At 66.0% G+C, this 13,983-nt stretch carries 7 protein-coding genes; all 7 read left to right on the top strand.

Features of this window, described 5'->3' with window-relative positions:
• Nucleotides 1–12: 12 nt before the first annotated feature.
• Complete coding sequence (locus tag B5G43_RS17945) at nt 13–1,425, top strand: hypothetical protein (protein ID WP_087259061.1); 1,413 nt, start codon at nt 13–15, stop codon at nt 1,423–1,425.
• A 132-nt stretch (nt 1,426–1,557) separates the two neighbouring features.
• Nucleotides 1,558–2,397, top strand: coding sequence for a hypothetical protein (locus B5G43_RS17000; RefSeq protein WP_140397577.1), 840 nt, complete (start codon nt 1,558–1,560; stop codon nt 2,395–2,397).
• Complete coding sequence (locus tag B5G43_RS03360; protein ID WP_140397578.1) at nt 2,390–3,271, top strand: hypothetical protein; 882 nt, start codon at nt 2,390–2,392, stop codon at nt 3,269–3,271. Before B5G43_RS17000 ends, B5G43_RS03360 begins: the two co-directional genes overlap by 8 nt.
• 18 nt (nt 3,272–3,289) lie before the next feature.
• Nucleotides 3,290–4,651 (top strand): zinc ribbon domain-containing protein, encoded by a 1,362-nt coding sequence (locus tag B5G43_RS03365; protein WP_158097347.1) that lies wholly within the window; start codon nt 3,290–3,292, stop codon nt 4,649–4,651.
• Between the two features lie 36 nt (nt 4,652–4,687).
• Complete coding sequence (locus B5G43_RS03370; protein WP_087259065.1) at nt 4,688–7,309, top strand: PD-(D/E)XK nuclease family protein; 2,622 nt, start codon at nt 4,688–4,690, stop codon at nt 7,307–7,309.
• Between the two features lie 3 nt (nt 7,310–7,312).
• Nucleotides 7,313–12,643 (top strand): UvrD-helicase domain-containing protein, encoded by a 5,331-nt coding sequence (locus tag B5G43_RS03375; RefSeq protein ID WP_087259066.1) that lies wholly within the window; start codon nt 7,313–7,315, stop codon nt 12,641–12,643.
• Nucleotides 12,636–13,940, top strand: a complete 1,305-nt coding sequence (locus tag B5G43_RS03380; RefSeq protein ID WP_087259067.1) for an McrC family protein — start codon at nt 12,636–12,638, stop codon at nt 13,938–13,940. The genes B5G43_RS03375 and B5G43_RS03380 overlap by 8 nt, the downstream gene beginning before the upstream one ends.
• The last annotated feature ends 43 nt before the right edge of the window (nt 13,941–13,983 follow it).

A 13,983-nucleotide genomic window follows, 5' to 3' on the forward strand; every position in this document is an offset into this window, starting at 1 on the left:
AGAGAACAGGGTATGGACGTGCTGACGATGGATACGGATCTGGACCTGCTCTTTGACCCGCTGATGCAGGCGGTCCATTTCGGGAACTATCCCAGGGCCTATGCCATGCTGCGTCGGGGGGAGTTCCCCCGCGGGGAGACGGCGGCCTGGGAGCTGCTGACGGCCGCTCTGGAGCGGACGCCCCGTCTCTTTGAGCGGCTGCTGGACGTGCTGGGTGAGACGGTGGATCTGGCCAGGCTCACCGGGACCCTCCACGCCCATGAGATGGCGGGCACGTGCCGGGAATTGACCCTGGAGGGCTCGCTGGGCGCGGCGGCGGCTCTGGTGGGGAGGAAGGAGCACCTGGAACGGCTGCTGGAGCGGGGGCTGGTGGCCGCCGGTCCGGAGCCGGGCAGCTTTTTGTGGGTGCAGGGCTTCGGGCAGGCGTGGGACCTGTCGCCGCTGGGGGCGGCGGTGGGCGGCGGCAGTTATAAGGAGGCCGAACTGCTGCTGGAACGGCAGGAGCGGGACCAGCAGGACTGTGAATCCCTCCGCCGCCTTACCCTGATGGGGCTCTACGCCGACCGGGAGTCATTGCCGGACGTCACCCGGCGCTGGACGGCCGAACGGGTGGCCCAGCAGCTCTACGGCGTGGAGACGCTGCCGCTGTTCCGGGACGGCGCGGAGGACGGGGGGATGGAGTCCCCGGCCAGCCAGCTGCACAACTGGGTCTCGGCCCAGATGGACGTGGCGCCGGTGGAGCAGCTGAGCCGCTGGCTGGAGCGCGGGGTGTATGGCCCGGCCGAGCTGGAGATCGGCGCCCGGGTCCTGACCGAGCGGATCGAACGGACCCGGGATCAGCACCGCAATCTCCAGGGGTGGCAGGAGGAGCGGCAGCAGGTCTATGAGCGGCTGAAGCTGCTGCTGCGTGACCGGCCGGAGCTGTGCAGCGGGGGCGTGCTGCTGCAAAAGGCCCTGCAGCTGATGCGCGGCACGCCGGAGGATCTTCTGCTGCTGCGCCGGGCGCTGGTTCTGCGGGAGGAGCCGGTGGACCTGGGCGAGGGGGAGATCCTGGACGGGCTCAAGGGCAAGCCCTCCGGTGAGCAGCGAGCGCTGCTGGCGCTGTTGAAGGAGTGCTGCGGCGTTTGGCTGGACACCGGTGTTCTTTGTAGAGAGGATCAGGCGCTTCGGATGCTTCTGCCTGCGCTGCTGGATTTTGTGGATCTGCGCGTCCGGCCTGGGGAGGACGGGGAGCTCAATCCGCTGGTCTATCACATCGTCCAGAGCGGCAGCGTGGCGCTTATGAAGCGGGCGCTGAAGCTGGGGTATCTGGAGGGAACGGCAGTGGACGAGCTGCTGGAGCCCCTGCAGGAGCAGGAGGCCGCCGCCCTCACCGGGCTGGTCCTGGCGGAACTGCCTCACCGGGATCGGAATTACTGCGTCTGAGCGCCCAAACAATTATATCGAAATGCGAAATTTTTCGCTGGAACACATTGTGCTTTTGCGCAAGAGCCGCTATAATACGAAGTGCGATTTGAGTGAATTCGACAAAAATATTACCGGAAGGGGGCGCGCCCATTGAGTTCCAATCAAACCATCGCCGATCTGGTCCAGCGGGGGCGCTACCCGGGCTTCCGTCTGGAGGAGGCGGTCTGGTACCGGCTGCTGTACTGGCGGAGCGAAGAAGCGCTGATGGCCTCCCTTGCCGCAGCGCCACACCTCTCCCAGGTGCGGCCCCTCCGCCTGCTGGAGCAGGCCCGCGGCAGCCTCCAGGTCATTCTGCTGACCGAGGACCGGTACGCCGCCCGGCAGACGGCGGTGCATCTGGCCACCCTGGCCTGCAAGAGGTGGAGCGGAGATGTGGAACCGGCGGACACCTGCGAAGGGCCGGTGCTGGCGGTGGTCACCGCCGCCGGATTGGACCGGGGACTGCCGGCTGGCCTGCCTCACCGTCCCGGCGCGCTGATGCTGGAGGCGCCGGAGGGGCGGCCGCTGACGGAGACGGACAAGCGGCGGATGGAGGAGGCCCTCTTTGACGCCCATGGGAGCGGAGCGCACTGCTTTCTCTCTCTGAAGCCGGAACAGGTGGACGAGGCCTGGGTGGAGGAGCTGCGCTTCTGCGCCGGGTATCAGGTCTGCCGGGTGGGCCGCCCGGAGCAGGAATACCTCTGCCGGGTGCTGCGGGTCCTGGGCGCGGAGCTGGGGCTGGAGCTGCGGGAGGTGGATCTGGACCGGGTGGTGGACCACCTGCGGGCCTACCGGGGCCGTGCCTTTTGCGAGGAGGATCTGGAACGGCTGCTGCTGTGGTGCGTGCAGCGCCAGAACGTGCTGACCCAGCCCCTGCGGACCGCGGACCTGCTCTTCCGGCCGGTCCGCTACCGCTGGAATCAGCAAGAAGGAGGAGAAACCGATGTGTGAGCAAGTGGACCTGGCGCGTGTCTGGCCCAAATCCTATTTCAAGCAGCTCTTTCTTCCGGACACGGCGGAAGCAGGGGCGTACCGGGAGCCGTTTGACTGGATTGACCTGAATAAGTTTTCTGCGGCACGGGACGGCATCTGGTTTACCGCCAACCAATTGGTCTGCCGTCCGGGCGAGGTGGAGCTGACGGTGGCCTGGATGCCCATGCGGGGGCCGGTGCTTGGCAGCGAGGATATGCAGTTTGAGCCCTGCCTGCTGACCTATGAGCCGGGCCAGCGGGTGGTCCCGTTCACAATGGGGGGTGTTCCGCTTCTGTGGGACCTGGAGGACCAGTTCATCCGCAGTGGGCCGGACCCCGGACCGGGAGTGGAGCGGGAAGTTTTTCCCTGGCTGTATGTGGTGGACCAGCAGATGCTCCGGGTGCGGCGGGACTACGCCGAGGCCAACCTGTCCCAGGCCTGTCTGGACTACGCCTTCCGGGCCACCGAGGCGGGCTACGACTGGTATATGGGGGATGGATCGTGGAGCCCGCTGGTCTATGAGTGCTTCGAGGCCCTCTGGCCCGTGTGGAACCGGAAGGAGAAGCGGAAGGTCCGTCTGGCTCTGGAACAGGGCGCGGAGATGGAGATCCTGGAAGAGAACGTGGAGGAGGAAAAAGCGCTGCTGGACTTTCAGGACCTGGGCTGCAGCGCCACTCTGGACGCCTACGAGCTGACGGCATATCTGGAGCGGTGTGCCGGGCACTATCTCAAGTCCAGCGGCCTGTCCTGGAGGGAGATGGAGCGCGACCTGATCGGACGGGAGTTGATCCTGAAAGAGCGGGAGAAGCAGTTTTATGAACAGCAGACGAGACTGGAAGAGAGTCAAGTTTAAATGAGGAGGAACATTCAAATGGAAACTTGTCGTGTGTGCGGCGCGTCCCTGCGGGAGGGGGCGCAGTTCTGCTCTTCGTGCGGGACGGCAGTGCAGGCAGCTCTCTTTTGCCGCCAGTGCGGGACAGAGCTGATGGCGGGGGACAAATTCTGCTTTGCCTGCGGCACACCGGTGCAGGCGGCCGCGCCGGAGAAGCGCCGTCCGGGCCGTCCCCGGAAGGACGCCAGCGCCAGCCCCAAGGCGGAGGCACCCCGGAAGAAAACCATCTACCCCGATGTGCGTGGCCTGTATAGCCGGGACCGGGTCTGCTCGGTCAGCGACCGGGCGGTGGTGTTCGCGGACAATATGGGGACCCTCTTCCGGGTGGACCGGGACATGAACGCCCTGTGCCGGGAGGACCTCCATCCGGTGGCGGCGGCCCAGACCGAGGAGCATGTCCTGGTGCTGCGGGAGGACGAGGATGCGGAGAAGGCGGTGCTCTGCACCCTGGACGACCGGCTTCAGACCGTGTCAGAGCAGCCTCTTTTGGAGATCCCCATGGAGGCGGGCTATGAATCCGGATATTCCTACGCGCTCAACGGGCGCTGGGCGGTGGTCATGAGCGATACAGAAGTGGAGGACGAAGAGCTTGGACGAACCGTGGATCAGGACCTTGTTCTACGCTGTGCCGACCTGGAGAGCGGAGAGATCCGGGTGTGGGAGATGGAACAGCCGGAGGTGGAGGGTAAGCGGATCCTGTGTCTGAAATACTCCAGGGTGCTGCTGGACCGGAACTTCCTGTACCTGGACGGCGAGCTGCTGGACCGGAACGAGGACGGAAAGATGGTTGAACAGGATGCCAGCCTTCGCTTTGATTTGGAAGCGGGGACATTCAGCCTGCTCTGGCAGGGAAATGGCTGGACGGGCTATGGAAAGCCCTGCTTCTTCGATTTTGACCATCAGATCATGTGGACCCATCCCCGGGAGATGGAGATGAAGCGCCGGGGCTGGGATGAAGAGGCCAAGAAGTTCCAGAAAAGCATGCTCCCCCTGGTGCCCCGCAAGCTGGCGCCCAACAGCCCCATCCTGGACACGAAGCCGGTCTGGTGGTTCCCGAAGGAGTATACCAACAACTGGAGTTATTTTGACGGGGCTAACGGCGTTGCCTATTACGCCGAATGTTATTGGAAGTTCCAATCGGTCCAGCAGGACGGCACACTCTCTCCCAGCTGGTGCAAGACCCCCCATGGCCGGACCGAGGAGAGCGTGGTGTGGAACGATTGCCTGCTGGCCGACCTGGATGCAGACTACTACTACACCATTTACCGGGGCCATCCCTTTGAGCGCCCCGAAACGGACTGGAATAAGGATCGCCTGAAGCCCGAGAAAGTGAGGGCATAACATCCCGCTGTGGGCAGTTGGGAAGGAGGAAGAGCCATGGAATCGAATTGGGAGAACCTGGACGCCTTTGTGGGCGGGCGGCCTCTGCGCCGCCGGCTCCTGCTGGCCCTCTCCCGGAGCGTGGGGCGGCGGCTGCTGGCCCAGTGCGCCCGCCGGGGGGTCCTGGTGGTGGGAGTGGAGGCCCATTCCCTCTTCACCCTGGCGCTGGAGCTGTGCGGCGGGGAGAAGCTGCGCTTTCTCACCCGGCTCCAGACCGAGGAAGAGGTGGCGTGGCTGCTGAGCCGGACGGAGGACCCGCTGCTGGCCCGCCCGGCCTTCCGCACCCCCGGCGCGGCGGGGGCGGTGTGGCGGCTGCTGGAGGAGCTGGAGCTCCATTGCTGTGAGCCGGTCCCCACGGAGGACCAGCCCCTGCTCAGGAGCCTGCTGTCCTTCGGGGCAACCCTGCGGAAGGAGCTGGCGGAGCGGGGATTGCTCACCCGGCCCGCCCTCTACCGCCTGGCCCTGGAGAAGCTGGAGCGGGACGAGATCGGCGTACCCGCTCAGCAATATGCCCGGCTGTCCACCGTGGAGCTCACCCCGCTGGAGGAGCAGCTCTGGCAGCGGCTCACCGGCGGGGCGGCGGAAGTGATCCCGGTGCCGGAGCGGGATGTGGTCCCGCTGGCTGAGGGCCTGAAGGGCCGCTGCCGCTTTGTCCGCTGCCGGGGCCGGGAGAACGAGCTGCGCTGGCTCTTTGCCGACCTGGCCAGGCGGGGAGAGCCTCTGGACCGCTCGGTGGTGGCGGTGACCGGACCGGACTACGGCCTCTCACTGTGGCGGGAGGGCCTCCGGCTGGGGGTCCCCGTGGCGGTGGATGGCGGCATCCCCCTGCGGCACAGTGCCCTCTTCGGCCTGCTGGAGGGCCTTTCGGACTGGCGGGAGAGCGGCTATGAGGCCGAGCGCTTCCTTCCGCTCCTCAGCTGCGCCGGGTTCCGGGTGGCGGGGAAGGGGAGACTCCAGAAGGAGCTGCGCCGCCGGAAGATCTGCTGGCAGAAGGAGCGCTACGCTCTGGTGTGGGCCCCGCAGGAGGACGACACCGAGGAGCTGACTGCCCTGCGGCGGGACTGGGAGGACCTGGTTGCCCGGCTCTTCGCCGCGCTGGAGCCGGGAACGGGTCAGAAGGAGGCGCTGCGGACGCTGCTGTTGGAGCGGTGGCAGACTACCTCCCGGGAGTCGGCGGCGGCGGGACTGCACACCCGCTCCCTGCTGGAGCAGCTGGAGCCTCAGCCGGAGCGCTCCATTCTGGAGGAGCTGCTCCGGGTGGTGGGGGACAGCCGCTACCTGACCGGCTCGCCCGGCGGGAATATCCTCTACTGCGGCAGTCTGGAACAGTGCCCCACCGCCGGGACGGGGACCCTTTACGTCCTGGGCCTGGACCAGTCCAGCCTGGAAGAGCGGCCTGCGTACTCGCCGTTCCTGTCACGGGAGGAGCGGCGGGCCCTGGGGCTGCCCGAGCGCACAGGGACCTCACCCTGGGCCGCCCTGGAGCGGTTGCTCTCCGGGTGGGAGGGAGAGGTAGTCCTCATCCGACCCGATTTCACGGTGGCGGAGCTCCAGGAGCAGCCCCCAGCCCCCTTTTATGAGGAATTGTTGGCCCTTTGCGGCGGGACAGAGGAGTTTTTCGGATTTCCCGACATGCCGCCCCTTCCCACAGCGGCAGCTCCGGCTCCTGTCCCCACCAGTGGGGATTCGCCGGAGGAGGCAGAGGTGGTGGAGGAGCCGGAAGAGCACGACGAGGTGACCTTCCCTGATCTGCGCGCCTGGGTGGAGCGCCACGTTTTTTCCGCCACAGCGTTGGAGCGGGCGCTGGAGTGTCCGTATCGCTTCTATCTGGAGTATGTGCTGAACCTGCGCCAGCCCCAGCCGGTGCGCCGCCCTCTGGAGCGCTGGCTGGAGCCGGGGCCCTTCGGTACCCTGGTCCACCAGGTGCTGGAGGACTATTTCGGCGCTGTGAAGGATGGAACTGTTCTGGACCCTAGAGCACTGCTGGAGGAGCGGGCGGCGGAGCTGCGGACGACGGAGCCCCCCGCCCCGCCGGAGCGGATGGCCGCGGATGTGGAGCGGGCCTGGTTGTACATCGAGCGGGCCATCGGGGACTTTGACCCGGCCCACCAGGTGGCGGGCACCGAGTACGCCTTCGGGCAGGAGGACGGCGGCCTGCCCATCCGGATCGGCAAGTACACCATCCACATCCAGGGCAGCATCGACCGGCTGGACCGGCTGCCGGACGGCACCTATGCCGTGGTGGACTACAAGACCGGCGACAGCAAAAAGTACCGGGACCACCCCCAGCGCTATGTCCAGCCGCTGCTCTACACCCTGGCGGCTCAGGCCCTGCTGGTGGAGGGGGCCCGGGTGTCCCAGGCGGGCTATCTCTTCCTCAAGAGCGAAGAGGACCGGGAGCTGGTCTATCCCCAGACCGAGGAGAGCCTGCGGGACGGCGTAAACAAGCTGGAGGCTCTCCTGGACTGGCTGTGTGCTCCGGAGGGCTGCCGGACGAAACACCCCTGTTTTACCTGGGACGGCACGGCCCTGGAGCCGGGCAGCGACAAGGAGCGGGCTGACCACAGGGCCTGCGGCACATTCTGCCCCTATCGGGAGCTTTGTGGGGAGGAGGGATGACCAATGACAGAACCGGAACTGCGTAACCACCTGATGGGGGAGGGGGACGACTCCAGTTTTCAGACCAACTGGCTGGTGGAGGCGGGGGCCGGCGCGGGCAAGACCTACACCATTGTCCGGCGTATCGTGAACCAGCTGCGCTCCGGCCACTGCCGGCCGGAGGAGGTGGTGGCCATCACCTTCACCAACAAGTCCACCAACGAGCTGCGGGAGCGGGTGACCCGGGCCCTGCGGGAGGCGCGGGACGCGGCCCAGGACGAGGTGGACCGGCAGAGGCTGGACGGGCTCTACCATCAGGTGGAGGCCATGCAGATCAGCACCATCCACGGCTTCTGCCAGACGCTGCTCACCGAGATGCCCCTCCAGGCCGGCCTGGGGCTGGACGCCCGGGTCATGGACGAGGAGGAGAGCAGTGCCTATGAGCGGGAGTTCTTCCGGGAGAGCTATCGCGCCCACCCGGCGTGGTTCGCCCCGCTGGAGGAGCACGGCCTCTCCTGGCGTCTGGCCGAGGGAGCGTTTCGGGAGGGGATGCGCCATAGCGGTGTGGAGCTCCAGGGCATTTCCATGGGCTCCCCGGCCTACGATGCCCTGTGCGGGGAGCTGATCCGGGAGGCGGAGAGCCTGCGTGCCCAACTCCACCGCCATTTCGACGCCCAGCCTCACCCTCTGCGTGGGAGCTGGCTGGGGGAGGCCCTTGCGGCCGACGCAATCACCACCGTCCGGGAGGCTCTGATGTGGAACGCCCGGATGGACCGCCTCTGGCGGGGAAATGGGAAGCCATGTAAGGTCCTCAGCGGCGGCACGCGGCCTGACGGGCGGGCAGACACCCGGAAATACGACCTCCAGGGTTTGGTGGCGGAGGACCCGTCGGTGCTGGACGCCTGGAAGGGGTATCTGGACGCGGCCAAGCAGCTGCGGGAGCTGCGAAAAGCCCTGGAAAAAGAGCGGCAGAAAAAGCGGCAGACTGACCTGGTCCAGGCGCTCATCCGGGACCTGGAGGCGCAGAGCCGTCGGGCGCAGACCGAACTGGAGCAGTGGGAACAGAAGCCCGCCTGCCGCATGGTGAGCGCCGCCATCGCCTTTCTCCAGAGCTGCGAGGGAAGCGATGGCCTCTCCAAAGCGGCGGGCCGTGTGTGCCACGCGCTCATCCTGGAGACGGCCCGCCGCTGTCTGGCGGCGGCTGAGGCAGAGAAGGCAGAGCGGAGCCTGCTGAGCTACGACGACCTGCTCCGCCGCACCCGGGATCTGCTCCGGGACGACCGGCAGGCCCGCAGTCGTTTCCGCTCCCGCTATCGGGTCCTCTACGTGGACGAGTTCCAGGACACCGACCCGGTACAGGCCCAGATCCTCTTCTACCTCACCACGCCGGAGGAGGATTTTTCCGCCGACTGGACGAAATGCCACCCCCGTCCGGGGAGCCTCTTTCTGGTGGGGGACCCCAAGCAGTCCATTTATCGCTTCCGGGGGGCAGACCTCAACATCTACAACCAGGTACACCAGCTGTTTGAGGAGGAGCGGGCCCGGAGCGGCGGCTATACCATCGCGGTACTGCGGCAGAATTTCCGCAGCACCCGGCGCATCTGCACAGATGTGACTGCCACCTTCCGGCCTCTGCTGACCGGGCGGGACGGACAGGCCGCCTTTACCGAGATGGAGGCAGCTGGCGCGGGCGCCGGGCAATCGGACGTGGGTTTTCGCTCTTTTGTGTCGGAAGGGGATGCCCAGTGCGCCGCTCAGATCGCCGCGTTCATCGAACAGGCCGTGCGGGACGGCAAGGCCCGCTTCGGGGACTTCCTGGTGCTCACGCCCCGGCGGAAGGACGCCAATCTGTACCGGGAGGCCCTGTGCCGCCGGGCCATCCCCACCGAGCTGAGCGGGCAGCATTTCCTGGGGGACACCGTCCCCATCCGCCGTGCGGCGGAGTGGTGCGATCTTCTGCTCCACAGCGGGGACGATGTGGCCCTCTACCAGGTGCTCCACAGCTGCTTCGGCGCGGAGCCGGAGGGGCTCTACGCCCTCCAACAGCAGACCGGCAAGAGCCTGCGGCAGCTGCGCTATGCCGGAGCGGAAGAGCTGGAAGCCCTGCGCGCCCAGGTCAAGCCGGAGCAGCAGACTTTGCTGGACGCTTTAAAAGTGGTGGAGCGGGTGACCGGCCTGGCCCGGAGCCTGCCGCCGGTGGCTCTGCTGAAGGAGCTTTTTGGGGGCGACTACGGCCTGTGGCCCGGCGGGACACGGGACGGGGAGGACTATGGCTGGGTGTGCCAGTACCTGGAGAAGCTGCGCAGCTTGCCCCGGCAGACCTTCCAGAGTGTACTGCGCGCCGCGGTCTCCCTGGCGGAAAGCCAGATGGAGCGGGCGCTTCCCCTGGACGCCGGAGAGGACCGGGTGCGGGTGATGAACCTCCACAAGGCCAAGGGCCTGGAGAGCCGGATCGTGATCCTGACCAGCTATTCCGTCCGCCACCGGGCCCCCATGTCCCATATTCAGGAGGGGAAAGGCTGGTTTGCCGCCCGTGAGACCAACTTTTTCCCCGATGGCAGCAGCTGTGCGATCCACGCCATGCCGCCGGACTGGGACCGGCTGGAGCAGCTGGAGGAGGCGGCCCATCGGGCGGAGGCGGAGCGGGTGCGCTACGTGGCCGCCACCCGGGCCAAGGAGCTGCTGCTGGTTTGCCGTCTGCCGAATGGGGCGGACGGAGAGCCCAAAGACACCGATTTCTGGCGGAGCATCCAGGCCCTTCCCTTAAAACGGGAGGATGCCCCGCTGGGGTGTTCCACCGCGCCGCTTTTTGACCCGGACGGGGTGACGCCCAAGCTGACGGCGGTGTGTCCGGTGCTGCCGGACGGGGCCTGGGACCGGGCACTGAAAGCGGCGGTCACCGCCCTCCCGCCCAGCGGAGACCTGGCCATCACTCCCAGCGGCCTGGACCACCCGGCCCCGCCTGCGGGCGGGGAGGAGGATGGGGCTTCCGCCGCCGAAGCCAGCCTTTCCGCCCCGGAACCCCGGGAGGAAGCGCCCGCTTCGGAAGGACCATTCCACCCCTACGGACCGGACTGGGGCACCATCGTCCACCGGACGCTGGAGCTGCTGGTGAACCGTGGGGACTATGGAGAAGAGAGCCGCCTTTCCTGTGCTGCCCGGGCAGTCCGGGAGACCCTCCCTCCGGAGGTCCCGCTCACGGCGGCACAGCGCCGGTATCTGGCCAATGGGGAGCCCATCGCCCCCGAGGCGCTGGCCGAGGATCTGAGCCGGGCGGCAGCGGCGGCTACCGCCTTCTTGGACCGGCCCGACAGCCCGCTGCGGGACGTGCTGGGGCGCGGGACGCCCTGGACGGAGCTGCCTTTCTACCTCCATGTGCCCGACCGGACTGACCCGCTCTATGCGCACATCACCGCCCATCTGAAAATGGGGAGCATCCCGCCGGAGACGCTGGACGTGCAGGGAGTCATCGACCTGGCGGTCCAGACGCCGGAGGGCTGGCTGGTGGTGGACTACAAGACCGACCGCCTTCGTCCCGGCGAGAGCGAAGCTGCCTACCGGCAGCGGCTGCGGGCGGAGTACGCCCCCCAGATCCGGGCCTATACCCTGGTGCTGGAGCGGCTGGGCATGGGCGCGGCGGGGGAGGCCTGGCTGTGCTCCATCCCGCTGGGCGGTGCGCTGATTCCGCTGTTTTCCGAGGATGACCCGCCACAGTCCCAAGGGGAGGAACAGAACGACGAAAAGGAGAGAGAACAAGGCATGGGACAGAATACCTCTAACATTTGGACGCTGACCGATTTCCCTCAGATGGAGAGCTGGACCAACACCCGGGCCGTAAAGCTGGAGATCTATAAGAACGGCGTACTGGACAAGTGCATGAAAGCCGACAACTGCAAGGCTAAGGCCACGGCCACCTATCTGCGCACCTTTCAGATGCTGCAGGACTACCTGAAGGAGGAGCCGGACTGGACCAATTGGCTGTCCGATTATCTGCTGAGGCAGGGACCCAATTACGCGGTGCGGACGGAAACGGAGATGACCGGCGAACCGAAGCGATACGCGCGGTGGAACAAAGCGCCCTATTCCCATCTGCCGGAGCTCTACGTCTATACCAACCTCAATTCCCGCAGAGAGTACACGGAAAAAAGCCCGGCCAGCACATTGGTGGGCCGTATCCATCTGATGGCCAAGGCACTGAAAGAAAAGCGCCCTGACCTGGAGCTGAAGCTCTATACCGAGACGGTTTCCGGAGCAAATGTGGGGCAGAAGGCCCCTTCCTCCGGAGCGAATCAGAGCGCCGACGGCGACGAGGAGGGAGACGGGGCGTCCGGGACAGAGAGCTGTGAGCTGGAGTTGAACACCATCCTCTACGGCCCGCCGGGCACCGGCAAGACCTACCACACCCGCTATTACGCCGTGGCCATCGCCCGGGATGAACCGCTGGAAAAGGTGCTGAAGGAGCCCTATGAGGACATCTGCAACGAGTATCAGGCGCTGGAGAAGGATGGTCGGGTGCACATGGTGACCTTCCACCAGTCCTACGGGTACGAGGAGTTTGTGCAGGGCATCCGCCCGGTGATGGAGGGGGAGAAGGGCGACAGCGGCGAGCTGCGCTATGAGGTCCGCAGCGGCAGCTTTGTGGCGTTCTGCAATCAGGCGCGGGAGCACCAGGAGCAGCACTACATCTTCATCATCGACGAGATCAACCGGGGCAATATCTCCCGGATCTTCGGCGAGCTCATTACCCTCATCGAGAAGTCCAAGCGGGAGGGAGGCTCTGAGCCTCTGAAGGTCCATCTGCCCTATAATAACGAAACCTTCTGTGTGCCGGCAAACGTGTACCTTCTGGGCACTATGAACACGGCGGACCGCTCTCTGGCGCTGCTGGATACAGCGCTGCGTCGCCGCTTTGCCTTCCGGTTCATGGCCCCGGACCCCACCTGTCTGCGTGGGATGGAGGTGCAGGACGCCAAGGGGGAGAAGCTGGAGCTGGATGAACTGCTTGAGAAGCTCAACGAGCGCCTGGAGCTGGCCCTGGACCGGGAACACACCCTGGGCCACGCCTATTTCCTCGATGTACAGACCATGGACATGCTGGCCGACGTGATGGAGCAGAAGGTGATCCCTCTGCTGCAGGAGTTCTTCTATGAGGAAGACTCGATGCTGGCGTGGGTCCTGGGCAAGCAGATCATCCGGGCAAAACCGGCCAACAGCAGGCTGGCGCAGAGCATACCGGGCCGCCGGAGCAGCCAGACGCCCTTGCTCTATACCGTGGACCGGGCAGCCCTGCGGCGGGTGAGCGCTTACCAGTCGATTCTGGGAAAGGCCGATCCGGAGAGCAGCGCAGATGAGTAAGACCGTCTGTCTGTTGGAGTACGAGCGCCTCAGCGAGCGGGACAGACGGCTGGAACCAGGGGATTTTTCGGCCATCCAGGCATACATCGGGGACTGCGAGGAGCAGAAGATTCCCTGCGGCCTGAAAATGGGCTGCCAGAAGGGGGCTCTCTATGTCACCGCTTCCAATTACGTGGGCCTCATTGCCTTTCCCGGGGATTTCAAGCTGGAGATCCTCCCCAAGCTGCACCTGAGCTGGGAAGGGGAGGATGAGGAGGCGCGACGGGACCGGACCCGGCAGTTTTTCTTCCATATGCTGACCAGCTGCGGGGTGATCCCCTCCCGGCCCTCCACCCACACGGGACTGGACCGCCGGGAGCAGGATATGCTGGAGTGCTTCTATGACGCCTTTGTGGCGCAGGCCCGCCGCCTGGTGCGGCAGGGCCTGGCCTCGGGCTACCACCCCCACACCGAAAACCAGCCCTTTTTAAGGGGACGGCTGGAGACAAACGGCCATCTGCGGTACAATCTGGCCCACCGGGAGCGTTTCTATGTGACCTATGAGGTGTTCGACCAGGACCGGCCGGAGAACCGGCTCCTCAAGACCGCCCTCACACTGGTGGGGCGGCGGACCGGCTCCCTGGAATTGAAGCGGCAGGTCCGGGGTCTGCTGGACGACATGGATGCCATTCCGCTCTCCGCCCATCCGGACATCGATTTCCAGCGCTGTACAGGGGAGCGCTCGGTACGGCGCTACGACTGCGCCCTGAGCTGGTGCCGCCTCTTCCTCCAGCACGAGAGCTTTACCACCTACTCCGGCGACAACGGGACTCAGGCGGTGCTCTTCCCCATGGAGCGGATCTTTCAGGACTACGTGGCCGGGGAGCTGGAGCGATGCCTGCCCGCGTGGAGCATCTCCACCCAGGAACACCGCCACCATCTCTTTTATCAGGATGGGCAAGGTAAATTCCGCCTGACACCGGACATTGTGGCCCGACACCGTCAGAGCGGCCATGTGGTGGTCATGGACACCAAGTGGAAGAAGCTGGACCGGACCAAGCAGGGCAACGGGATTGCCCAGGCCGACCTCTACCAGATGTACGCCTATGGCAAGAAGTACCGGGCGTCCCGGATGGTGCTGCTCTACCCGGACCCCGGCGAGGAGGGCGTCCGGGAGCTGGACGGCCTGCGCCTTCACAGCGGGACAGAGGAGCGGGAGCCGGTGGAGGTGCTTCTCCGCTTGGTGCGGCTGGACCGCCTGGAGAAGGAGCTGATCCCCGCCCTGAATACGGAACTGGAAGAGGTCCTTTCTTCCTAAAAGAATCAACACGGCCCGGGCAGACAAACGTCTGCCCGGGCCG

Source organism: Flavonifractor sp. An92 (assembly GCF_002159175.1).
Classification (GTDB): Bacteria; Bacillota; Clostridia; order Oscillospirales; family Oscillospiraceae; genus Pseudoflavonifractor_A.